Source organism: Leptothoe sp. PORK10 BA2 (genome assembly GCF_034932105.1).
Lineage (GTDB): Bacteria > Cyanobacteriota > Cyanobacteriia > Phormidesmidales > Phormidesmidaceae > Leptothoe.
On the sequence record NZ_JAYGIG010000125.1, the window covers coordinates 1 to 24,425 of the forward strand.

Annotated in this window: 21 protein-coding genes; 10 read left to right on the top strand and 11 right to left on the bottom strand. The window is 47.9% G+C overall.

The window, feature by feature from the left end:
- The first annotated feature begins 208 nt into the window (after window positions 1-208).
- From VB741_RS19755 to VB741_RS19770, 4 genes are all read left to right on the top strand, one after another.
- Window positions 209-1,390, top strand: coding sequence for a sensor histidine kinase (locus tag VB741_RS19755; RefSeq protein ID WP_323366919.1), 1,182 nt, complete (start codon window positions 209-211; stop codon window positions 1,388-1,390).
- 69 nt (window positions 1,391-1,459) lie between these two features.
- Window positions 1,460-2,113, top strand: coding sequence for a response regulator transcription factor (locus tag VB741_RS19760; RefSeq protein WP_323366920.1), 654 nt, complete (start codon window positions 1,460-1,462; stop codon window positions 2,111-2,113).
- A gap of 272 nt (window positions 2,114-2,385) precedes the next feature.
- Entirely contained in the window at window positions 2,386-2,832 is a 447-nt protein-coding gene (locus VB741_RS19765) for a hypothetical protein (protein ID WP_323366921.1), read from the top strand.
- Window positions 2,833-3,511: 679 nt separating this feature from the next.
- Window positions 3,512-3,964, top strand: a complete 453-nt coding sequence (locus tag VB741_RS19770) for an SLATT domain-containing protein (protein ID WP_323366922.1) — start codon at window positions 3,512-3,514, stop codon at window positions 3,962-3,964.
- Between the two features lie 153 nt (window positions 3,965-4,117).
- Here VB741_RS19770 and VB741_RS19775 read toward each other — a convergent pair whose 3' ends face one another.
- From VB741_RS19775 to VB741_RS19785, 3 genes are all read right to left on the bottom strand, one after another.
- Window positions 4,118-4,519 (bottom strand): phage holin family protein, encoded by a 402-nt coding sequence (locus VB741_RS19775; protein ID WP_323366923.1) that lies wholly within the window; start codon window positions 4,517-4,519, stop codon window positions 4,118-4,120.
- 86 nt (window positions 4,520-4,605) lie between these two features.
- Window positions 4,606-4,791, bottom strand: a complete 186-nt coding sequence (locus VB741_RS19780; RefSeq protein WP_323366924.1) for a YqaE/Pmp3 family membrane protein — start codon at window positions 4,789-4,791, stop codon at window positions 4,606-4,608.
- Window positions 4,792-5,029: 238 nt separating this feature from the next.
- Window positions 5,030-5,656, bottom strand: a complete 627-nt coding sequence (locus VB741_RS19785) for a serine/threonine protein kinase (protein WP_442786405.1) — start codon at window positions 5,654-5,656, stop codon at window positions 5,030-5,032.
- A 427-nt stretch (window positions 5,657-6,083) separates the two neighbouring features.
- Between VB741_RS19785 and VB741_RS19790 the strand changes: the two genes are divergently transcribed.
- Entirely contained in the window at window positions 6,084-6,575 is a 492-nt protein-coding gene (locus tag VB741_RS19790; RefSeq protein WP_323366926.1) for a pyridoxamine 5'-phosphate oxidase family protein, read from the top strand.
- A gap of 212 nt (window positions 6,576-6,787) precedes the next feature.
- Here the strand turns inward: VB741_RS19790 and VB741_RS19795 are convergent, their stop codons facing one another.
- Window positions 6,788-8,101 (bottom strand): aspartate aminotransferase family protein, encoded by a 1,314-nt coding sequence (locus tag VB741_RS19795; protein WP_442786404.1) that lies wholly within the window; start codon window positions 8,099-8,101, stop codon window positions 6,788-6,790.
- Between the two features lie 339 nt (window positions 8,102-8,440).
- On the bottom strand, window positions 8,441-9,358 hold the full coding sequence (locus VB741_RS19800) for an N-carbamoyl-D-amino-acid hydrolase (protein WP_323366928.1): 918 nt from the start codon (window positions 9,356-9,358) through the stop codon (window positions 8,441-8,443).
- Window positions 9,359-9,509: 151 nt separating this feature from the next.
- Between VB741_RS19800 and VB741_RS19805 the strand changes: the two genes are divergently transcribed.
- The 3 genes from VB741_RS19805 to VB741_RS19815 all read left to right on the top strand — a co-directional run bounded on the left by VB741_RS19805 (window position 9,510) and on the right by VB741_RS19815 (window position 11,844).
- Window positions 9,510-10,040 (top strand): GNAT family N-acetyltransferase, encoded by a 531-nt coding sequence (locus VB741_RS19805; RefSeq protein ID WP_323366929.1) that lies wholly within the window; start codon window positions 9,510-9,512, stop codon window positions 10,038-10,040.
- Between the two features lie 141 nt (window positions 10,041-10,181).
- A complete protein-coding gene (locus VB741_RS19810; protein WP_323366930.1) occupies window positions 10,182-10,544 on the top strand; it encodes an MmcQ/YjbR family DNA-binding protein in 363 nt (120 codons plus the stop codon).
- 121 nt (window positions 10,545-10,665) lie between these two features.
- A complete protein-coding gene (locus VB741_RS19815; protein ID WP_323366931.1) occupies window positions 10,666-11,844 on the top strand; it encodes a diaminopropionate ammonia-lyase in 1,179 nt (392 codons plus the stop codon).
- A 37-nt stretch (window positions 11,845-11,881) separates the two neighbouring features.
- Here the strand turns inward: VB741_RS19815 and VB741_RS19820 are convergent, their stop codons facing one another.
- From VB741_RS19820 to VB741_RS19840, 5 genes are all read right to left on the bottom strand, one after another.
- Window positions 11,882-14,320, bottom strand: coding sequence for an EAL domain-containing protein (locus tag VB741_RS19820; RefSeq protein WP_323366932.1), 2,439 nt, complete (start codon window positions 14,318-14,320; stop codon window positions 11,882-11,884).
- 49 nt (window positions 14,321-14,369) lie between these two features.
- A complete protein-coding gene (locus VB741_RS19825; protein ID WP_323366933.1) occupies window positions 14,370-14,834 on the bottom strand; it encodes a response regulator in 465 nt (154 codons plus the stop codon).
- Window positions 14,815-18,894, bottom strand: coding sequence for a PAS domain S-box protein (locus VB741_RS19830; RefSeq protein ID WP_323366934.1), 4,080 nt, complete (start codon window positions 18,892-18,894; stop codon window positions 14,815-14,817). The genes VB741_RS19825 and VB741_RS19830 overlap by 20 nt, the downstream gene beginning before the upstream one ends.
- 794 nt (window positions 18,895-19,688) lie before the next feature.
- Window positions 19,689-20,294, bottom strand: a complete 606-nt coding sequence (locus tag VB741_RS19835; RefSeq protein ID WP_323366935.1) for a pyridoxamine 5'-phosphate oxidase family protein — start codon at window positions 20,292-20,294, stop codon at window positions 19,689-19,691.
- Window positions 20,295-20,369: 75 nt separating this feature from the next.
- Window positions 20,370-20,993: a glutathione S-transferase family protein gene (locus VB741_RS19840; RefSeq protein ID WP_323366936.1), complete on the bottom strand. Its 624-nt coding sequence runs from the start codon at window positions 20,991-20,993 to the stop codon at window positions 20,370-20,372.
- Between the two features lie 193 nt (window positions 20,994-21,186).
- Between VB741_RS19840 and VB741_RS19845 the strand changes: the two genes are divergently transcribed.
- A complete protein-coding gene (locus VB741_RS19845; protein WP_323366937.1) occupies window positions 21,187-21,753 on the top strand; it encodes a TetR/AcrR family transcriptional regulator in 567 nt (188 codons plus the stop codon).
- Window positions 21,754-22,172: 419 nt separating this feature from the next.
- Here VB741_RS19845 and VB741_RS19850 read toward each other — a convergent pair whose 3' ends face one another.
- Complete coding sequence (locus tag VB741_RS19850; protein WP_323366938.1) at window positions 22,173-22,481, bottom strand: cupin domain-containing protein; 309 nt, start codon at window positions 22,479-22,481, stop codon at window positions 22,173-22,175.
- 250 nt (window positions 22,482-22,731) lie between these two features.
- Between VB741_RS19850 and VB741_RS19855 the strand changes: the two genes are divergently transcribed.
- The gene (locus VB741_RS19855; protein WP_323366939.1) at window positions 22,732-24,384 is read left to right on the top strand and encodes an FAD-dependent oxidoreductase; all 1,653 of its coding nucleotides are present in this window, start codon (window positions 22,732-22,734) and stop codon (window positions 24,382-24,384) included.
- The last annotated feature ends 41 nt before the right edge of the window (window positions 24,385-24,425 follow it).

Here is a 24,425-nt window from a genome sequence, read left to right on the forward strand (position 1 = left end):
ATGCCGATATTTTCCATAGAGATGCACCCGACCCACACGCTAGGTTTCAACTATTTCTTAAAACCCATTTACTGGGCACGCGCGTCTGTATCAAATATTACATTTTGAATTTATAATTGCTGCGTTGTCATTGTTACGATTGACTCCTGGAACAGTTACAAGGTATAGCTAGTTGTTATGGCATGGTCGATTATTGCAGTCAAATTTAATGAACTCACTTACCCTCCCCTCCTCCTCTCTTCAACGAACACTGCGGTATGCCGAGTGGGCATTACTGCTGATGATGTTACTGCTCTACGGGATCGATCAGTATTTTTATAAGATCCAGCTCTTGCCCAATCTATTTTTCAAAGCTGCAATATTCATTGTTCTTTTTTTCGTCCTCAGTTTTATCTTTCCCCTTGAGCGTCCTCATTGGCAGCGGCGGGTTTATGTTGCGATCGAAATTGTATTAATCCTGATTGCTCAACTGCTTTGGATTGACTTTGATATCCTACTTTACTTTTTTTTGATTAAAAGCTGCTTTTTGTTGAGTCGCCGGGAAGTCTTTTTTACGGTTATCAGCACTGGAGTTGGTTATTTATTCACCGTTCTCTGGACGCTGCCATTATTGAGTGAACAGTTTGCTGAAATCATCCGTCCCAATCATTGGGAAGAACTGTATCAGCCTCAAGTCATGGTTGTCAGTAGCCTGATCCAGTACATTGGAATTAGCTTGTTTGTGATCTTGCTGGGTTTTGTTATTGTGGCAGAACGCCGTAGCCGTCAGCGGGCAGAAGCCCTCAGTCAGGAAATTGAATCCTTAGCGGCGGCCCTGGAGCGATCGCGCATTGCTCGTGACATTCATGACTCTCTCGGTCACTCCCTGACGACCCTCAACATTCAATTGGAGTTGGCACAGGCAATGGGGCAACGGAATCCTGATCATGCGAATCAAGCCCTCAATAACGCTCGGCAACTGGCAAGTCAATGTTTAGAAGCCGTACGGCAAGCTGTCCAGACGGTGCGGGAGGAGTTTAATTTAACCACGGCGTTACAAAAGCTGATTGATCAAGTCCGGCAGACTCACACCTTCACCATTCATGTCGAGGTCAATTTACCCCCTCTGACCCTGCAAACTAGTCACCAATTGTATTGCGTTGTCCAAGAGGGGTTCACCAATATCCAGAAACATGCCCATGCCAGTAGGATTCACTTACGCAGCCAGATAACTTCAGAAGCCATTTTTTTAGAGCTAGAAGATGATGGTCAAGGATTTGATCCAACCTTGCCTTACAATGGCTATGGGCTGAAAGGAATGCAGGAGAGGGTACATCTGCTGGGTGGTCAATTGCAGATCATCAGTGCGATCGGAAAAGGCACTCGAATTCGGGTGATGGCTCCGCTATAGCAATCTTGAATGGTTTGTGAGGGGTGCCACTGCTCACAAACCATCTCACACATCATCTAGTACTACTATATGATTCGACTGTTACTGGTAGATGATCAAGAGATGTTTCGCCAGGGGTTGGCAGCGTTGCTGAGCTTGGAAGATGACTTGGAGGTTGTCGGGCAGGCGGGTGACGGACAAAGGGCGATCGCCCTGGCAGAAGAATTGCAACCCGACATTGTCCTAATGGACGTGCAAATGCCAATTTGTGATGGCGTTGTTGCCACCCGAGACATTCATCAGCGCTTTCCCTGGATTCGCATTCTGGTTCTGACCACCTTTGATCAAGATGAATACATCTGGCGATCGCTTCAGGCTGGGGCATTGGGCTATATCCTCAAGAGTGCTACCTCAAAACAGGTCGCGGCAGCCATTCGTACTTTAAACCAGGGCTATAGCCAACTGGGACCGACCATCGCACCCAAACTGTTTGCTCAGCTCAATTCCATGTCTCTACCCGCTAACGCAGAGTATCAGCATCGGTTTAGCGATCGCGAACTGGAGATTCTACAACTATTGGGGCAAGGAAAAACAAATCAGGAAATGGCTCAAATTCTCCATCTGGCCCATGGCACTGTGAAAAACCACATTAGTCGCATTTTGAACGAGCTAGAAGTAAGCGATCGCACTCAAGCCGCACTCTGGGTACAACAACATCTCAACAAACTACCTGATATCAAGTAAATCTTTTGCCTATGGGATATTCAGCTCGGTGTGTGCTTTAGTCACCGGCTTCAGCATAGTTTCACAAAACCTCAATCATTGTCTGCTTTACCAGGGAATATGAGGGCCAGTTATTAACCCGGCAACAGTAAAGGCGATAGCCTTGAGAGCATCTGTTAGCGTTCAGCATCAAGCTACTGTAAGGTTATTGATAGGACAGTAGTTTAGGGTCGCCGATAGGGCAGTTGCAATTTGCAGTAACTTGCTTGTCAGACATATTTTTTGGAAGGTAAATGATGAGTAATCATATGAGGGCAAGGGCATATACCAAAGCTGCAAAATGGTACAACCTAACTTGTCTAGTGCTGACCACTCTCGGCTCAATTAGTTTCGTGGTATTTGCTACATTTGATGTATATAAAACTGATATACCTGCTATAGAAGTGTTCCGTTCAGTTGCTATTGTGTTGGCTGGAATTCTTGGGATAGTAGGAATTGTTCAGGAGAAGTTATGGGCAAAATGGTTTGTAATTATTGTCTATGGCTTATATATTTTCGCAGCAATTGAAGGCATAGTGAATTCGTTCTCAACAGCAGCAGTCCTTAAACTGTTTATAAGTTCAAATACGTTGATAGGCTTAAGGGTAGGGCGTTTAATTACAATAGTTATGCTGTTAGTAGGAGTTGTATTGTTGTTGAAAAAGCCACGTCTAGAAGCCAATGTAGGAGAAAGAGAATAAATGGAAGAATTAGTTAGGATTATAAGTCTGTTAAACCATGCTGAATTGAAAGCATCTTTTAAAGATGCCGCATAACAATAATAGGCACTGAGGCAGACGGACGAAAGCCGCTGGTACTGAATTCAAATTTATCTAACGCTGCTGCGTTTTGTCGTTCGGCTGCACCCGGAGCGAGAGGGATCGAAAAGAGGGATATCGGCTCAGGCGCAATCGCCCCCATCGCCGAATCTGAATCCTATTCAGCAATACCCAACCGCCACTGTCCCAAAAGTAGTTGTGAACCATATAGGTTGAGTCCTGAAAACCCCAGGCCAATTGTCATCGCCCATCAGCGTTAGAGCAATGGCTCATGGGTTGCGATCCCTGATTGCTCAAGACCCGAGTGTGCTCGGTGGGTTAGCGAGGTCTGCCAACTCGCGAAGGTTAAGTTCTGTAAGGGGTTGATCAATTGCCACAGCCCCTACAGGTATCGGCAGATCCCCTGGGGTGATTAGCGAAGGGGGATCGTGTATTGCTGGGGTTGCGAACTGACCAGTCAGCGCTTTGCGATCGCGCCAACCCCGCCCCAAAGGTGCCCCCGAACAACCTCGCTGAAGCGGATTGAGCCCAAAATATCGGCTACACTTAAAAACATTGGCAACCTCTTAGCTTAGCCGGTAGCTGGACAAGGTATGAAAAGATGACAAGCACTTTAAAGCCGCAAGAAGATCCGCTTAGAGGCAAACTTCAAGAATACGCAAAAAGATACCGCAAACAAACTCTCTACTGGATACTTAGCTATCGTTTTTTACTGGTAGCTAGTGCTTTCCTAAGCGCAAGTGCAGCAGTGGTTGTAAATCTAGACTTTCTACCAGAGCAAGGAGAGAAGCAGGTTTCACGTAATGATATTGCAGCGATACTTGCTGCATCGTCAGCGGTTGTCACAACGTTAGTTGGATCGCTAAGCTTTGAGAACAACTGGCGTACTAATCGGCAGGCACGAGATCGAGTTGATCAATTAATATTAGAGTTACAGCGCGAAAAACCGAATCGGGAACAAATAATCGATCAATTACAAAATATAATTGAATCTCGTATTACAGACTTACCATCAAGAGAGCAAGTTACTAGGTCAGGAGAGACGAATGATTAACTGCTCTTCGTTTTGTTGTGATTGAGAGATCATCCATTCAATCTTTAATGCATATCAACACTGTTTAGAGCGACATTCTCGAAAGGGGTGCGTTGATGAACGCACCCTACAGTTGCTCTATTTACCACGATTTATCGATGGATGGCAGGTGAACTATTCCCCAGGAGTCAAAGCAGTATCTTTACTGCCTTGGAAAAATGGGAAATTCAAGCCCTTTTCCGCAATGTACTTACCTAAAAGCGTGCTCACCATGGAAAAGACGATGGGTGCCAGGAAAAAGGCAAGTAGGCCATGCACGCTAAAACCCGGTACGACCAGCGCCGCCAGCCAAAAACAAAAGCCATTAACCACCAAGGCAAAAATACCAAGCGTCAAGAACGTGATAGGGAAAGAGAGAAAAGAAAGTATAGGCCGAATGCCACCGTTAACAAAGCCAATGGACAGTGCTGCCAATAGGGCAGAGGCAAAGGTGGCAATGTCAACCCCTGGGACAATTAAATCCACCATTAACAGACTGAGGGCTGTCAGTAACGTTGTAAATAAAAAGCCAATCATCTGATGTCTCCCGATAGAATACAATAATTGACAGATCGCAATAACACGAATACCGCCACTGCTAGAGAACAGTTATTAGGCAAAGCTTAGGTTGTTTCACCAACGTTCTCATCATGTTTTACCAATGCCCACACAGCATACATACTGCCTGGCAACCAACCCAACAATGTCAAAACAATACTGATTAGAAGGGAAATACTCAGACCGTAGGTGAGAAAAACACCCACAGGAGGTAACAGAACTGCTAACAGATAACGTAATGGCTTTGACATTAGAAACACCTCTTCGTTAGAAGGCCTTACTATACGTCAGGTTGAAATAGATGTTTGTCAAATGCACTAAAAATTTTTAGATTACCTTAACTTTTGTCTCAATTTTTCATCGGAACATTATGGGTTCTCTGATGACAGCATCTGAATTGTGCTCGTCCAGAAAGTCAGGTATGCAGGAATAGTCACTAATTATCTGTTCTTGATCCTGCCCCAATAACATCATCTTTTACACGGTCCCCTAAGCTTTTCGCTTTAGTAAACTACGAATCAATCGATAAATACCGCGAGTAATATCCAACAAACCCAAAGGAATACGAATTCTCAAAGGCGAGAGAAAAGGACGATAGACCCAATAGTAAAACTTTTTCAGATCATCCCAGGCAGAACCAGAACCCTCTCGAAGAAAGTCCGAAATATCAACCACTAAACCACGTCCCTCTTGCATCATGACATTTTTGCCATGCACATCATGGGGCCGCAACCCACGGCTGCGAGCATATTCTAAGCCTTTATCAATATCGAGAATAACCTGTCTAGGAATACGCATCCCCCTATGTAAACAGTTATACAGGGTTACTCCCCGCAACCGCTTGAGAATCAAAAAATTATCTTGTGCATAGAAGCATTGAGAAAAGGTAGGATGGTGCCCAATTTTACGATAGACCTCCACCTCTGCTTCAAACCCAGAACGACCTGAGGCATAAATTTTGACCACCAGGTTGGGATACTCAGGATGCACAAATACTGCAGCATAGTTGCCAGTACCCAGGAGCTGCCAAGGTTCAGGAACGTACTGTACTTGGATGGGGTCATGGGGCCTGATACTGTGCAGAACTACCTGAGACCGCAGCTCTTGATAAACCATCGCTACCAGAGTTTCTACCGCCTGGTTATGCTGAGCAGCATCCGGCGTCAGGCTACTAGTTGAATAATCAGCGCTTTCATAGGAGAACATTTTGCTGTAATGATTATGTATAGCTGGCTAGGGCGATATGGGGCTTGGAGCCATTATAAAAGCCTTCCCTCAAATTGTTGATCTGTCTCTTCACTTTAGTCTAGTCGACCAGCCAGGTAATCATACCTCCTACTTAACCTATTTTATTTAACCTACTTTATATAGAGATCAGGGAAACCTTGAAAACCTCCATGGAGTATAGGTTCTCTATAATAAAGCTGTAGCTTGAAGTCTAAAGTCTATTGATATCTATCTATGTTAACCACAAGTGAATCGCAAGCGTAGTCAGAACAGTATCTACAATTGTTTTTGAAGTCGAGGTTCGAAGTAAATAGCCATGATTACCGCAGAAGTTTCCCAATCAATAGAATCCAGCGTGTTGTGCTGGCTTGCAACCATTGCCCCCGATGGAAGCCCCAACGTATCTCCAAAAGAGGTATTTATGCACGATGGAAACGGGAGGATCATCGTCGCACACATAGCCTCACCCCAAACAGTGCGAAACATTGAAAGCAACCCGCTTGTGTGCCTGAGCTTTATTGATGTATTTACCCAAAAAGGACACAAAGTCCGGGGAATAGCTAAGATTCTCCGAGAATCCCATGATCGCTATCCTGAGCAGAAGGCTAATTTAGCCCAATTGGTAGGCGATACGTTTCCAATTCCTGCAGTGATCGAGGTTGAACCAACGGCCATTGAGGAGATCATCGCCCCAAGCTACCGCATGTTTCCACACACTACAACAAGTCAGATGGTGCAACAAGCGTTAGCTACTTACAAGGTTACTGAATACCAAAACCAGGGCCAAGATAATCCAAACGTGGATTGAGCAACCAGGGGGACAGTGCTCGCCAAAACTTATGGTGCAGGCCAACCTCTTACTCTCCAACCTATTCAGCCATAGGCCAACACCCTCTTAACTCAACCTTTTTGGCCTCCCACTGACAGACCCAATCGATTCGATCATGCTCCTCATCTATCCATTCCCATCAGCTCGAATGTGGCTACATATAGGGCTGGTGAGCCGTGCCCACCCTACTGCTAACTGGCCTTCAGCCCTGCAGAAATTGCACTGTGCATGATTGATAGACCAAGGTCAATTTCCTCATCGGTGACTATTAGAGGAGGGGCAATCCGGAACACGCCTCCCATGCCGGGCAAACTCGTGATGTTCATGCTTAAGCCAAGTTCTAAGGCTTTATGGGTGATACGAGCACCTAAATCGGGGGCAGGGGCTTTAGACTCTTTATCGCGGACGATTTCCATACCCAGTAGCAAACCCCGACCGCGGACATCACCAATGCAGTCAAACTCATCTTGCAGGGACTTAAGACCGGTTTTTAAGCGGTTTCCGACGACCTGTACCCTCTCAGTCAGACGATCCCGCAGCAAAATGTTTAAAACCGTTAAACCAACCGATGCGGGCAGCGGATCGGAGACATGGGTGGTGTAAAAGAGAAAACCTCGTTCGTGACATAGCTGCTCCGTTTCGGCGGAGGTCAAAACAGCAGCCAATGGCAATCCTGCCCCCAGAGTTTTAGACAGCGTTAGAAAGTCTGGAACAATGCCATCCCTAGAAAACGCAAACATTTCGCCAGTGCGACCCAGGCCGGTTTGAGCTTCATCGATAATCAGCATCATGCCCCGCGCCTCGCAGTGGCCTTTAAGGGCTTGCAAATACCCGTCAGGCAGGACAAGAATTCCACCGGAGCTGAGGATCGGCTCAACGATAAAAGCTGCTAGGGCACCGGTTGATTGGCGATCAATCAGGTCAAACCCATAGTCCAGTTCAGCCCGCCAGTCATAGTAAGTGTCAGCACTCCCAAAGGTGGGTCGGTATAGGTTGGGGGCCATGATCGCCATGCCGCCGACTCCCATCGGTCCATACCCGCGTCGCCCTGCTGAATAGGTAGCAGCAGCAGCCCCGCTAGTCATCCCGTGCCAGGATTGGGCAAATCCGACAACTTCATAGCCACCGGTGGCCAGACGTGCCATTTTCAGGGCCGCTTCGTTAGATTCTGCCCCTGTGCTTAGGAGTAAAACCCGATCCAGGCCGGGGGGTGTCAGTTCAACCAGGGCGTCTGCTAATCCCACTACGGGCTCCGACAGCATGCCACTAAAAAGGTGGTCAAGGGTGCCAATGGAGTTACAAACCGTCTCAACAATATCAGGGTGACCATGGCCCAGGATGGCACTCATCTGTCCTGAGGTGAAATCAAGCACTCGACGGCCTGCTCGATCATAGATAAAACAGCCCTCAGCCCGGTGGGCTAAAAAGGTAGAAAACTCTCCACCATAACGAATGAGGGAGGACTGAGCTTGCTGAAAGATAGGGTTATTCATTGAAAAATGCATCCTCGATATAGATCAATTTCTAATTCACAGTATCTACGAGTATTGGTATACCTTCTGCTCCCGATTGAATATTTGGAGTTAGTTTACTTGCTATAGGCGAGTTCCTGTAGTATTTCAGGTGTGACCACGAACAAAGTTTGATTTAGGAGATATCTCCCCCATGGAAAGGCGCATGTTATTGGCAGGCTATTTATTTGTATTTGGCTCAAGTCTATTTGTGGTTGATGCCGTTTTTGAACTGGCCACTCACTTTTCTCCCATGGCCCTAATACACCTGACAGAAGGCGTTTCATTTCTTGTGGGTTCCGTCTGTTTTATACCAAGGGCTCAAACTGAGCCCTAAATTTGCTGGCAAATGCGCTGGTAATGTTCTGGTCTACGATGGGCGGCAAAATTGAAGATTGTAGTCTTGTAGGGTATCCCTGCATCCAGGTTACAGCTGGCAACAATGAGTTCATCCTCTACGGTGTGGGCTTTTGCCACAATTTCACCGGACGGGGCAATGATGCAGCTATCGCCGATCAGGTCGCAGCCCTCTTCTCGACCCGCTTTGGCGACTCCAACCACCCAGGTACCATTCTGGTAGGCTCCTGCTTGCATCGACAACAGATTATGGAAGTGGTTTAGGTGGTCACTGCTGGGGTCATGGGGGTTATGTTGCGGCGTGTTATAGCCCAGCAGCACCATCTCCACCCCTTGCAGCCCCATGACCCGATAGGTTTCAGGCCAGCGACGATCATTGCAGATGCATAAACCCATGATGCCACCAAAGGCTCGCCACACTGGAAAGCCCAAATCACCCACTTCAAAGTAGCGCTTTTCTAAGTGTTGAAAAGCGCGGTGGGGCTCATATTCGCTATGGCCAGGGAGGTGAATTTTGCGATACTTGCCAACAATTTTCCCTGCCTGGTCGACCAAGATAGCGGTGTTGTAACGGTGCACAGAACCCTGCTCAACGACCTGTTCGGCATAGCCTAAATAAAAACCAATGCCTAACTGCTGAGCCAAATCGAATAATGGTTGGGTGGCTGCATTGGGCATGGCTGTTTCAAAGAAGTATTCCACCTCTGCAGGATCTTCGATATACCACCGGGGAAAAAATGTAGTCAGGGCCAGTTCGGGATAGACAACCAAATTACAGCCCCTGGCGTGGGCCTGTTTCATCAGAACAATCAGGCGTTGTACAACTGTACTGCGAGGTTCGTCACGGGCAATGGGACCAATCTGAGCCGCTCCCACAGTGAGGATTCTAGGCATCTGGGTAGTCAAAAATTACAATATGTTGGCGTTTGGTACTAAGAACGTTTCAGGGATATCTGAGAAAGTATAGCGTTGGTCACTGATAGTTGAACATCCTGATCCAGTTTTATCATTGAGGTTAGAATGATCAATTTTTTATCAATCCATTATGCACATCCGACTGGCATCACTCCTAGACCGTGACAGTATTAGGTGTCTTCATCTCTCAGCTTTCCCTGAGGAAGAACGCGAGGCTGTGGCTGCCCTTGCCGTCAATTTACTTGCAGAAAAGACAACTCCTGAAACATTTGCCTTTGTTGCAGAAACCGATCACATCGTCATGGGTCACATTGCCTTCAGCCCTGTATCTGACATCAATACTGACAAATTCCAAGGATACTTATTGGCCCCTCTCGCTGTGCATCCGCAATTTCAAAAGCAAGGAATAGGGACGGGTTTGGTTGAGGCGGGCATGCAGCACCTATTACAACTCGCCGTAGATATTGTTTTTGTCTATGGCAGCCCTCAATATTACAGTAGGTTTGGTTTCGACCCTGGCTTTGCCTCTGAGTACGTTCCACCCTATCAACTTAAATATTCTTTTGGCTGGCAAGCCAAGTCCTTAAAGGATGGCAACACTTTTCCTGCGTCTGCTAAACTGAGCTGTGTTCCATCTTTGAGAGATCCGCAACTATGGTAGCCCAAGCTCCTGAGCCTACCTGAGTAATGTCAGTAGGTTATCCCAATTATGCTTCAGGTACCGAGGCCTCCTTTGCGCTTGCTTGAATGTCCCTTGATCCCGCTAGTGATCTGAGCCGTTGCGAGTCAAGAGGATACCTATATGACCTACGATGAATTCAATGACTTTTGTCGTTCGTTAGCGGCAACATCCTATGTCATGCAGTGGGGAGACTCCCATGTGTGGAAAGTAGGTGGTAAAGTATTTGCCATCGGAGGTTGGGGACAAAATGATCAGCCTGCCTTCACCTTTAAGGTTTCAGAATTGACTTTCGAACTTTTGCGAGATGAACCTGGTTTCAGACCTGCCCCCTACATGGCTGCTCGTGGCATGAAGTGGATACAGCAATATGAAGCCCTTGAAGATACAGATGAGCCGCTAAAGGATTACCTGAAAGAGTCGCATCGTATCGTTTCATTGGGTTTAACCAAAAAGAAGCAAAAAGAGCTTGGGCTTAACCAATAAAACCTGAGTCATGCCCATATGATAGGTAAAATGCCTGTCATCCATCGGATGAGTTATGGTTACAACAGCATCTGGTGAGGACAAAATGATGGGTATGATCAGGATTATTGAGTGACTAGCCATGGATAACGCTGCAATTTCTTATCAGGTACAAAACGTGGCCGAGAAGCTTGAGTCCGCCTTATTTGCCTTTGCTAATGATGACAACACTCACCATGTCAGTAAATTTCATCGCAGTCTCCCCAATTATTCTCCTACGCCCCTTGTCAAACTGTCACAACTGGCTAACCACTTGGGCATCGGTGAAATTTTGGTAAAGGATGAAAGTTACCGCTTGGGTCTAAACTCCTTTAAGGGGCTGGGGGCGAGTTATGCGATCGCAAAACACCTAGGCAAACTACTCAAGCTAAACAAGGATGAATTGACGTTTAGTCATATAGTTTCTGAAAAGTCTAAATACAAGCATAGTACCTTTGTCACCGCCACAGATGGCAACCACGGCAGAGCGGTCGCCTGGGCCGCCAACCTATTAGGCTGTAAATCTGTTGTATATCTGCCAAAAGGTTCTTCTCCCGCACGATTAAACGCCATCAGAAACTATGGAGCCAACGCATCCATCACAACCTTAAATTACGATGACACCGTGCTCTATGCCGCTCAAAAAGCCCAGGCAGAAGGCTGGATACTTCTACAGGACACATCCTGGGACGGATACGAAGAAGTACCCACCCACATCATGCAGGGTTACAGCACCTTAATCACTGAATATCTCCATCAAGAGCCAGATATCTGGCCTACCCATGTATTTGTACAAGCCGGTGTCGGCTCATTGGCGGCAGGCATCCTGGCCCGTCTTTGCCATATATCTGACCGCCCTATGCCTAGATTTGTGGTGGTAGAGCCCCAAGGCGCTCCATGTCTGTTTGAATCCAAAACTCACAATCGACTTGTGAGGGTGCAAGGAGATTTACCCACAATCATGGCGGGTCTGGCCTGTGGAGAACCCAGCCATCTAGGATGGGCCCTATTAAAGTCAGCTGCCAGTGCATTCCTCATATGTTCCGATGACGTGGCGCGCAGGGGCATGAAGGTGCTGGGAAATCCCTTAACCGGCGATCAGCGCATCATATCTGGAGAGTCAGGGGCTGTCACCCTTGGCACACTGTTTGAAATACTGTCAAATGCCGACTTTTTTGACGTTAAGCAAGCGCTAAATTTAACGTTCGAATCAAAAGTCCTGTTGTTTTCAACCGAGGGAGATACGGATCCACAGATGTATCGAGATATTGTGTGGCGCTAAAATCCTGCAGCGACAAGAACATACAGACAAGTAGATCTTACTGAGTATTGACCCTGCTTTGGGCTAGATAATTTTCCAACTGCAGGGCTGGCAAGGGTTTAGAAAATAAATATCCCTGGCTCGCATCACAGGCAAGCCCCTGTAACACAGCTAACTGCTCATGGGTTTCCACACCTTCTGCAATCGTCTTAAACTCCAACGCTTTGGCTAGATTGATAATGGCACGAGTAATTCTAAGGTTGCGATCGCTATCATTCAATCTATTCACAAAAGAACGATCAATTTTGATTGTACTGATGGGAAATTGCTGTAAATATCGCAGAGAGGAAAACCCAGTCCCAAAATCATCAAGACTAAGTTCAATGCCTCGGCTGCGAATCAACTCCATGATTTCGGTAGCCGCCTGGATATCGTGAATCAGACTACTTTCAGTGATTTCTAATTTTAGACATTGTGGATCTAATTGAGTCTCTGCCAAGATAGTATCCAGGGTATTAATCAGAGATGGATCTCGAAACTGTTGTCCAGAAAGATTTACACTGAGGTATAAATCTGTTGTAGCTTTCCCCTCGGCCTGCCAAGCTTTTAATTGCGCGCAAGCTTTCCGTAAAACCCAATCCCCGATGCGATTAATCTGCCTTGTATCCTCAGCAATAGGGATAAATTCAGATGCTGGGATCATCCCCTTTTCCGGGTGCTCCCAGCGCAATAAAACCTCAAAGCCTTCAAGCCGATGGGGGTGTTGCAAATTAACCAGGGGTTGATAATATAAGCAGAACTCTTGCCTATTAACAGCCCTACGTAAATCTGTTTCAGTTTCTGCTAAACGTAGGGTTTGCAGATACATGGTTTGATCAAACAGGGCATAGCCTGCTTTTCCCTGACCTTTGGCCCGATACATAGCAATATCAGCATCGCGGATAATGTCATCAACAGATTGATACGATTCATTGGAAAAGACAACACCAATACTGGCGCTGGTAAAAATTTCCCGAGACTCCAATTGAAACGGTTTTTGTAACTCACTTTGCAGACGATACACCGTCTTTAAGGCATCGTGCACGGTCTCTAGCTTTTCTAGTAGAATGAGAAACTCATCCCCTCCCAATCGCGCCACCCCGTCTATCCCTCTGACCATTTCCTTCAGTCTTTGGGAAACCTGAATCAAAAGCTGATCGCCGACGAGATGTCCAAGGCTATCATTGATATGCTTAAAGTTATCGAGATCCACAAACAAAACGGCAAAATGTTCATCGGGCTTCCGTTTTTGATGCTCGATTGCCAGCTCTAAACGGTTTAAACAACAGGCCCGGTTATCCAAACCTGTTAGGCGATCATGCAATGTTTCGTAAGTTAAACGGGCTTCTGAAGCTTTACGCTGAGAAATATCACGCCCGCTGCCGTACAGCAATTTCTCTTGGGGAAATGGTACTAGATTCCAGGCTATCCACTGATATGTTCCATCTTTTGCTCGAATTTGGACTTCCATCGCATTAATTTCTTGTCCCTGGGCCAAGGCCTCCTGTAAATCCTGTCTATTGTCCCGCTCTTCTGGCAGCATGAATTGCCAGAAAGATTGGCCTAACAAGTCATCAGCGGTATACCCCAACGCATCAGACCATGAGGGGTTGATGCGCCTAAATATACCGTCTTCGTCGGCAATAAATAATAAATCGATAGCGAGGTTGAAAAAACGATCTCGCTCTAGTTCAGCTCGCTTACGTTCGGTAATATCATGAATCATGCCAAATCGTAAGGTTTGTTGTTGAGCTTTTACCCATGACTCAGATAACAAGACCGTCCGGTCTAGTCCCATAGAAGACTTTAGAGATAGTTCAGTTTTGAATATAGAAGACTTTTTTGGCCGACTGTCTTGGTTTTGATTGCCCTGGGCTAGGAGTTGTTGCAATATTGGGTGCTGAAGTGGGTTTAGCATTTGCCCCGATGTCGATTTGTCTGGGTGGGCACAGAGTTGTCTAAGAGATTGGTTAAGGAACAGTAACTCCCCCCCTTCAGTGGCCATATACACCCCATCGTGAATGCTCTGAAGTACGTGGGTTAATAAGCGTATTTCTGCAGCAGCCTGGGCCCGCTCTATCGCATGTAGGATCGAACGTTCTAGGAGTGGGCCCGTCAATGATGGGTCACCTTTGACTAAATAATCTGAAGCCCCCATGGCCATACATTGGCGATCGATATCGTAGTTGCCTAGCCCGGTCAAAAGAATGATCGGTTTACATAGACCGGACTCTACTGCAGATTGCAATAGATCTAACCCAGTTTCTGCCCCTAAGCGATAGTCCAATAAATAAACATCATGGCGATCGGCATGTAGGGCTTCCAAGCCAGCCTGGAAAGTATCTACCCAGGTTAACTCAAATGACGCCTGTTCTGCTTCCTGCAGCAAGTCTCGGGTAACAATGTAGTCATCGTCATCATCATCGATCAGCAAGACTTGGTATACCGAATCACTCATTGGCATTATTCTCGCTTTTTATGTATGGAAATAAGCTTACTTAGCATCTTTACTCTGACCTCACTTCATCTGGTAGATGTACGATTTCAAACCAGTATGTACCAAGAGTTTTCATGATATCAACCATAGATTGAAAGTCCACAGGTTTAGTAATAAAAGAATTAACTCCCAGTTCGTAGGTTCTCAGAATATCTTCTTCGGCTTTAGAGGTGGTTAGCACCACGATGGGAATACTGCGCAGTTCGGGATCACTTTTTATCTCGGCTAGGGCTTCGCGACCATCTTTGCGAGGCATATTTAAATCCAATAAAATGATCGAGGGACGGGGGGCAACGCCAGGTACACTGTAGTCTCCCCGTTGGTAGAGATAATCCATCAGGTCTTCCCCGTCTTCGACAAAATACAAATCGTTAATAATCCGATTCTCTACTAAGGCTTCTTGGGTAAAAAGCCGATCGTCTTCATCATCGTCGGCCAGGAGGATAATCACAGGTTTACTGCGTCGGTGAGGCATTCTCTTCTTCTTGAGGATGATGGATTGGTAAGGTGACGATAAAGGTGGCTCCCTCTCCTGGCTGACTTTCTGCCCGGAGAGTGCCCTCATGTCGCCGAATCACCTTGCGGCAAATTGCTAAGCCAATGCCGCTGCCTTCATAGGTGTTGCGCCCATGAAGGCGTTGGAATGGTTGGAAAATGCGATCGCAATACCTAACATCAAACCCTATACCATTATCTATCACTCGCAATTCACAAATCTCTTTGCCTGCCATGGGGTAACACTGCACCCTCACCTGAATCTGAGGTGCTACACCGGGTTTATGAAACTTGAGGGCATTACTCAACAGATTTTGCAAGATCTGTTGCATTTGCATCTGGTCCGCATCAATGGTGGGTAACGGATCCACATCTACCGTAGCCCCAGTTTGCTCAATGCGAACCTCCAAATCCGATAAAACCCCTGCCATGACCTGGGATAAATCTGTGGGAATAAAGGGTTTAGCTTGGGTTGCCACCCTCGAAAAACTGAGTAAATCATTGATCAAGGCCTGAGCCCGCACCGCCGCATTTAGCATCCGTGCCAAATAATCTTGCCCCTTCTCAGAAAGCTGATCCTGACAGGTGTGGCTTAAACGATCACCAAAGACCTGCACTTTCCGCAAAGGCTCCTGAAGGTCATGGGAGGCCACATAGGCAAAATCCTGGAGTTCCTGATTACTTTCCTCTAATCGTTTAGCCGTGAGTTTCAGTGTGTGAATCACCTGCTGACGCGCTCTAATTTCGACATTAAGTTTTTGCTCTGCCACCTTGCGAGCAGAAATATCCCGCATGATTGTTGAACCTCCAATCACCTGGCCTGTTCCATCCTGTAGGGGTGAAATGGTCAGCGAGACATCTAAAAGCCTACCGTCTTTATGGCATCGAACGGTTTCAACCTGCTCAATGCTTTTGCCTTGCCTGAGCCGTTCCAGAGTTTGAGCAGCTTCCGCAACCTGATCAGTCGGGACAAGCATCTGAATCGATTGCCCAATAGCCGCCAATGCTGAATAGCCCAAGAATTTTTCTGCTCCCGCATTCCAACTGGTAATCAAACCATTGAGATCCTTAGTAATAATGGCATCGTCAGTAGACTCGACAACGGCAGCCAGCAAACGAACCGTTTGTAGTGAGCGATAATGCTGCACCACGCGCCAAACCAGGTTAGAAATCAACTGCACCGTTTCAATATCCATCTCGGTGTAGTTCTGGCTCTTGTTACCCACTTCTGTGAGCATCACTACTTTGCCATTTTCAATCACAGGCACACTCAGCAGACGATTAAACTGCTCATGTGCTTGCAATAATCCTTGTGCTTGCAGTAAAGCTTGTTCTTGTCGAGAGACCCCACAGGCACAATTGCAAATGACCGGCTGGCGATGATGCAGAACATCAGCCAAAATTCCGGCCGGATCAATTGGCAGATGAGTCTCAGCATCAGTATTACCCAAGGTAGTCAATGGTTGCTGCTCCCGATGTATCAATTCGAAGGTTGCTTGCTCCTCATGGACAAAGTAAAGAAACGCCATCTGGCTGCCCGTCAGGTTCTTAGCAATGTCCTGGACCTGCTGCATAAAGTCATATTCATCTAATTGCTCAGCTAACTGGGGCAGTTCTAGCAACGCTTCTGCCCGACGTGCCTGGTAGGTTAGGGCTACCTCAGCGGCATAGATATCTGAGATATCGCGTACACTCACCACCGCCCCGCTAATCGTGCCATCCACTTCCCGGCAAGGGGTATAGGTGACATCTAGATACTGCTGGAGCTCATCTGTGATGGAAAATAGACTTTGATAATGAACTTCTTCCCCTGCAAAGGTGCGATCTAGATTGGGTTTTATAGTTTGAACAAACGTTTTCTCGCCGAGCAGATCTGTTACCGAATGACCGATGATTTCAGCTTTGGATTTACCGAACTTCTGAGCATAGACGTCATTGACCATGGCATAAGTGTAATTGCGATCCACAAACGACATATGGTCAGGCGTAGTGCAAATTGCTCTCTCGTAGAGACGCAGCATTTCTTCCGTTTGCTTTCGCGCATTAATATCTTCAACAACGCTAATCAAGTAATCTGGGTCACCGCCTTGTCTACGCACTAGAGAACAGGTCAGATTAACCCAGGTGACAGTCCCATCTTTACGAATGTAGCGTTTTTCCATGTGGAAAGTTTCGAGCTGTCCAGCAAGAAGCTGTTGGACATTAGTCAAATCAGCATCCAAATCCTCTGGATACGTAATATTCTGAAACGTAAGATTTAAAAGTTCTGATCTGGAGTAGCCAACAAGCTGACAAAAGCGTTGATTCAGGCGAGCGAAGTGGCCTGTAGTAGAGACATGACAAATTCCTACAGCAGCCTGCTCAAAGGTGCTTCGGAACAGGGCTTCTTTTTGAGCGATTTCATCTTTAGCCGCTTTCAGTCGTAGTTCTGCTTGTTTGCGATCGGTAATATCGGTCAGGCAGCCCACATAACCGACCCCCTGATTGGCATAGTTATACTCTGGGACGGCCTTTTCATACACCCAAGTTATCGGCCCCGATGGGCTGCCAAAGCGATATTCCAAAACAAAAGGAAGATTCTGGCTGGTGGATTGATGCCATGCTGCCAAAACGGTATCCTGATCCTCCGGATATAGAGCCTGAACCCATCCTGTTCCTAACATTTGTTCAGGGAGGAGCTGGGCAATCTCACATAAATGTTCGTTGACGTAAATATAATTTCCCTCAGTATTTGCACGGAAAATGCCGACAGGGGCAGCAGCGGAAAGACTGGAAAAGCGTTCTTCACTCTCCATCAACCGATGTTCAGCCTCTTTTCGATCGGTGATGTCGTAGTTGGTGCCAATCATGCGAATGGGTGCTTCTTGGTCGTCCCGTTGAATCAGACCATTCGCTTTCATATACCGCACTGTGCCATCGGCATGAATAACCCGAAATTCAATGTCATAGATTTCCTCATTACGCAGAGCACGCTGTATAGCAGCTTCTGCTGCTGGCCGATCCTCTGGGTGGACACGATTGGCCCAGGCTTCGTAATTTCTCTCAAATGCTTCGGACGTAGTGCCATAGAGCTCATAGAACCGATCGTCCCAGGTCAGGGTATTGTGAGTGATATCCCAATCCCAAATACCAATGCCCACCGCCTCCAAGGCAAGATCCAGCCGGGTCGATAGTTCTCGTAGCTCAACTTCAGTTTGTCGACGCTCAGCGATTTCTTGCTCCAATTGATGTTCGGCTGCTTTCCGCTCAGTGATATCGTAATCAGTGCCAATCATGCGAATGGGTTCACCCTGTTCATTCCGCTGAATCAGAGCATTTCCTTTCAAATACCGCACGGTGCCATCGGCATGAATAACTCGAAATTCAGAATCATAGACAGCTTCATTGCGTAAAGCACGCTGTAAAGCAGCTTCTGCCGCCGGTCGATCCTCTGGATGAACATACCTTGCCCAAGTATCGATATTTCCTTCAAATGCTTCCGGTGTGCTGCCATAGAGTGCATAGAGCCGATCATCCCAGATCAACCTATTGTGAATGATATCCCAATCCCAAATACCAATGCCCACCGCCTCCAAGGCAAGATCCAGCCGGGTCGATAATTCCCGTAGCTCGACTTCAGTTTGTCGGCGCTCAGCGATTTCTTGCTCCAACTGTTGATTTAAGGCTTCTAGCTCAGCCGGAGTACGTAGATCTAGAGCCTTGGGGAATATGGGGATGAGGGCGATCGCCGTGTACGTAGAAACCACTGCCGTCAACGCTTTGAGCACACCAGACACCCAATAGTCTGAATGCCATAGGGTCCAGACATTAGCAAGGTGCGTAGTACCACAGAAAATAATGAATGCTGCAAACAGCAGGAAAATCTCCTGAAAAGGAACATCACGACGTTTTTTGAGGAAATACAACAGGGTGATGGGAATAGAATAGTAAGCCAGACCGATTAGGGTGTCTGATACTAAATGCAATCCGACCAGGCTGGGTTTCCACAAATAACAATAGCCATGGGGCATGTATTGGCTAAGTAAGGGAATATTCAACATTTTGGAGAATGGTCCTCGGATGTCTTAAGTGGGTTAACCTAACCGTTTATAAGATAGAAAATCAGGTATTCAGCTTCTTCTCACAAACCCCTAAACCTAGAATTTTCAGGGCTTTGAGTCCAATCTTCCCCAGAATTTAGGGACGGAAGGAGGCCTCGGTATCTGAAATATAATGGGGATAACCTACTTAAATCAAGCCCAATGAGTTCCCACCTATCAATTTATTTTGTCAAATATTCCCGCATGTATTGCCATGGGTAGACAGCAGTAACTTATCTAGATGAATTTCGGGTACCAACTTAAAGCGGAACGTTTTCCCAAGGACAAAATTTAGAATACTCTTTGAGCAGAGCAAGCTCTACAGGGGGCAGAATTCAGTGCCTTACCGGCTCTGGCTTCTGCCCCCTGACTCCCCACCCAGCCAGGATTTCCCGGCTTAAATTAATACCCTGAATTTCATCACATTTAAACCTTTCTGCTAGCAGGCACAGCTCACAGAAAGCGTATATGACAAGAATTGTAGAACCCTTTCGCTAGCGTGACTGTGATGCTCGTAGCATAAGCTACAGCATAGTTTGTGGCCGATTGATGACTGCCGGTGAACTCATTTTGATTATTTTCAGATGATGTCGCGTCGCGTTCCTGAATCTTTAGCCTGATACAAGCATTGATCAGCGGCCTAGATTCAGTTGCGGCATCGTTGTACTACGGGCGACGTAAACCGATAAATGTATTTATCGGTTTACTTTAATGGGTGAAGCTCCAGACGTTAGGGATTCAGGTTTTCACCATGGTTAGCCTTGAAGTTTATTTTCTAATTCGATAATTCTGGCCTGTAATGGGGCCGTAGCCGCATCGATTTCTGCCTGGAGTTCTGATGCAGAATAATGCACCGGAATGTGTTGGGGACAGTTTTGGCTAAAGGCTTCGACGGTAAACAACACAGCCCGCTCAATTTTGGCTGGATAGTCTGGCATACGGAGTTGTTCAATCAGTCCAGGATCATCTTCGACATAGCGGGCTCGGCCCCAGATTTTAAACCGGCGGCGATGGCGGTAGTCCATCAGAAAAAGAAAGGCCCTATCATTTTCGGATAGGTTACCGACGGTGATGTACTGGACATTGCCGGAGAAGTCAGCGAAGCCGATGGTTTTCTCGTCTAGTACTTTGAGGAAGCCGGGGGGACCACCGCGAAACTGGATGTAAGGATAGCCGTTGGCGCTGACGGTACCCAGATAACTGCCGTCCATTTGGGTAATAAACTCGGCTAGATCGGGGGTGATGGTGTCATTGGCAGGAGCATTGGCGGTATAGCGTTCGTAGGTTTCCCGAGAGCCGCGCTGGGCTTGGGCGGCTTTAACGGCGGGAGTGAAGGCAATGTCGGCGAATTTGCTAGGCATGGGTTTGGGGTATGTGAGGTTTTGACATTTTATCGGGGCATTACATGCAATGCCCCGATAAAATTTGTTGTTGTCTTAGGCGCTAACAGCAGGGGCTTCAATGCCTCTCATCCCTACAAAACCGGGAAGTTGTTTAACCCGTTCAATCCAGGACAACACCTGGGGATAAGAGGACAGATCAATCTTTCCATCGGGAGAAAGGGCGACATAGGGAAAGACAGCGACGTCGGCAATGGTGGGAGCTGTGCCCACCAGCCATTCATGTTGGCCCAGGTGCTGATTGAGTTGGCTGAGAATAAACGTGGCTTTTTCGTTAGCTCGTTCAATGTTAATGGCTTTGGCTCCAAACAGGTGATATAGACGTGCAGATTCTGGGCCCTGGCGTACTTCGCCAGTGGTAATGGAGAGCCAGCGAATAACATTGGCAAGGGCTACTGGTTCTGTGGGTAGCCATCGGTTTTCTGGGTCATATTGACGGGCTAGATACACCAGCGACCCCTGCGCATCGGCAAGGGCCATGTCGCCATCGGTGAGTACAGGGACTTGGCCAAAGGGGCTGAGTTTGAGGAATTCTGGCTGTTTATGTTCCCCCTTCATCAGGTCTACGGTGACCCATTCGTAGTCGATATTTAGGAGGCTGAGCAAGAGTTTCACTTTATAGCTGTTACCAGACATGGGGTGGCCGTAAAGGGTTGGCATGGGTTTGTGCTCCAAAGCGATGTTTATGGTTTATTTTTGGATTGCACCGAACGTTCGGTACAATCAATCTAATTAAGTTGTACCGAACGAACGGTACAATGTCAACAGCCTGCTTCTTTTTGGGAGGCAGGTCCTACGGGGTGGTTCCGAAGGTGCTGCTCAGGATGATTAGATTTGGATTGGGTGATTATTTGTGGCGCGTGAAACTTATTTGCCAGTACTATTTCGACTGTTTCGTCAACATGGTTATGACGGGGTGAGTTTGGCACAAATCGCTGAGGCGACGGGCTTAGGGAAGGCGAGTTTGTACCATCATTTTCCGGGGGGGAAGGCGGAGATGGTGCAGGCGACGTTGGCCTATTCGGGACAGTGGATGGCGGACAATATTGTGGGGCCGCTCCAGGGGGAGGGGAAGCCGTTAGAGCGGTTGCAGGGCATGTGCGATCGCATCTCCGAACTATATGCAGCCGGAGAACAGCCCTGCCTGCTGGCTACCCTAACCATAGGGGCGGCGCGGGATGTCTTTCATGAAGCAATTAAGGAACGGTTGCAGGGATTTGTGGATGCGATCGCAGCGGTTTTAGTGGAAGCGGGCTTAGAGCCAGCACTAGCACAGCAGCGGGGGGAAGATGCTCTAAGCATGATTCACGGCTCGTTAATTTTGTCCCGTGGATTGGATGATCCCACACCGTTTCAGCGGACAGTAGCCCAGCTACCAGGGCGTTTATGGGAGGGATTGCCTAACCCAGTGGTGGATTAAGCCGGTCGTTGTTCTGGCCCACCCTGGGGGAAGCAAGCTACACCCCCAGCCCCTCTCCCGGAGGGCGTTCGCTCCCCGTCTCCTCGGAAGACGGGGAGCCAGAAAAGCGTCAAAGCCTCTCTCCCGAGGGGAGAGCATCAAAGTCCCTCTCCCCTCGGGAGAGGGATTTAGGGTGAGGGAAACCCCTAGTTTCCAGCTAGACAAAGTTTACATCAACACTTCCTACAGGCAAGCTGGATAGACCCTGGGTTGCGAGCTGATGAATTTTTAAAAGCTCTCCAGCATAGGGAGCTTCGATGACTGTTCACATTCTGTTGTTAATCTCGCTAAGGATCGAAAATTCAACAGTTTATGCAACTCTTTTCATAAATCAGCCTATGAATAGGCTGCCTATAATTAAATTCTTGAAGTTCTCGATCCTAATCCACCTGGAACCAGAATTCTATTTCTGAGGTTTCTTGTTCAAATCGTGCAGCATGAACTGCTTGGGCAGGAACGTGATACCAGTCGCCTGATTGATAACGACTCTCCTCTCCATCCATGATCAAAATGAGTTCGCCTTGGGTGATGATGCCCACATTGTCGGTGTCGTGGGTGTGGGATGGGATATCTGTTCCGGCGGGATAGCTGGCGAAGAGGACATCGCAGTTTTGGGCAGTGAGTTTATGGGCGTCGAAGGGGCCGTCGAAGGAGGGTAAGTTGAGAAGTTGTTGGGGGAAGTGGGCCATGGGTTTGTCCGATGAAGGTCAGATGCTAGGTTTGGACAGGGCGATTTTTCTAGCTAGGGGGTACTAGGTGCGATCGCAAATATAGTTCATCTCGTCGTCGTTGGGTCAACCCGTCGTAGCAAAGGGGTTAGTATTAAGGGCGACTAAGGTTGATCCACCGAGCCTGCCTATGGTTAAAGTCTAGCCATTCCCATGCAAAGATGGCTCAGAATTTGTCAGAATGCGATCAATCAGTTAGCCCCTGCCATCCATGAATAAGCCTGTAATTCTGACCATTGATGATGATCCTGCGGTATTGCAGACCATTTCCCGTGACCTGCGGCAGCAATATGGCGATCGTTTTCGCATCCTGCGGGCTGACTCTGGGGTAACGGCCTTAGAGGCTACTCAACAGCTCAAGCTACGGGGGGACACAGTGGCGCTATTTTTAGCGGATCAGCGGATGCCGGGAATGAGCGGCGTTGAGTTTTTGAACCAAGGCTCCGAAATCTTTCCAAAGGCAAAGCGGGCGCTATTGACGGCCTATGCCGATACCAATGCAGCCATCGATGCCATCAATACGGCCCATCTAGACTATTACCTACTAAAGCCCTGGGATCCGCCGGAGGAAAAGCTATATCCGGTATTGGATGACCTGTTGCAGGACTGGCAAGCGACATTTAAGCCCATTTTTCAGGGGGTGAAAGTGATTAGCGATCGCTGGTCACCCAATTCCCATGCCCTGCGAGATTTTCTCTCGCGAAATCAGGTGCCCTATCGCTGGTTGGACATTGAATCCAACCCGGAAGCCAGGCAGTTAGTCACCTATGCGGGGGAAAAGGACAACCCCTGTTTGCCATTAGTGCTGTTGCCCAATGGTGAGAAGTTGGTAAAGCCCAGCACCGCTGACCTAGCCCAGCATGTGGGAATGCAAACCGAGGCGGCAAAACCGTTTTATGATCTGGTCATCGTGGGGGGTGGTCCGGCGGGGTTAGCCGCAGCAGTGTATGGTGCGTCAGAAGGACTGCGGACAGTGATGATTGAGCGGGAGGCTCCAGGTGGGCAGGCGGGCACCAGCTCTCGGATTGAGAACTATTTGGGCTTTCCTGTGGGGCTGAGCGGCAGCGACCTAGCCCGGCGGGCTGTCACCCAGGCAAAGCGGTTTGGGGTGGAAATTTTGGCACCCCAGGAAGCAACAGCAATTCGTCTGGAGGATACCTATCGCATTCTTACCCTGTCGGACGGCAGTGAAATTAGCTGCCATGCACTGATTTTGGCCATGGGAGTATCTTGGCGACGGTTAACGGTGCCGGGGGTAGATCAGTTTACGGGGGCTGGGGTGTACTACGGTGCGGCCCAGACCGAGGCGGCCGCCTGTCAGAATGAGGATGTGTATGTGGTGGGCGGTGCCAACTCGGCCGGGCAGGCGGCCATGTACTTCGCAAAGTATGCGCGCCAGGTGCGAATGCTGGTGCGGGGCGAGTCGCTGACGGCAAGTATGTCCCAGTATTTGATTGACCAGATTGCAGGCACCGACAATATTGAGGTGATGCCGTTTCACAGTGTGATGGAGGCAAAGGGCAGCGATCGGCTGGAAGAGATTTTAGTGAAGGATTCCCAGGCAGATGAGGTGAAGTCGTTTAAAACAAATTCGTTGTTTATTTTTATTGGGGCGACGCCAAGCACAGACTGGCTGGAGGGTGTGGTGCAGCGGGACGAGCGGGGCTTTCTTTACAGTGGGCCGGATATTCCCCATGGGGCACCCTGGCCCTTAGAGCGGGATCGGTTTTTGTTAGAGACCAATGTGCCGGGGATTTTTACAGTGGGGGATGTGCGCCATGGGTCAGTAAAGCGGGTGGCCTCTGGCGTGGGTGAGGGGTCGATTTGTGTGCAGTTTGTCCATCGGCATTTGGCGAATGTCTAGGTTTGATTAGAACGGCTGCATGGGTACCAACTTAAGCCAGA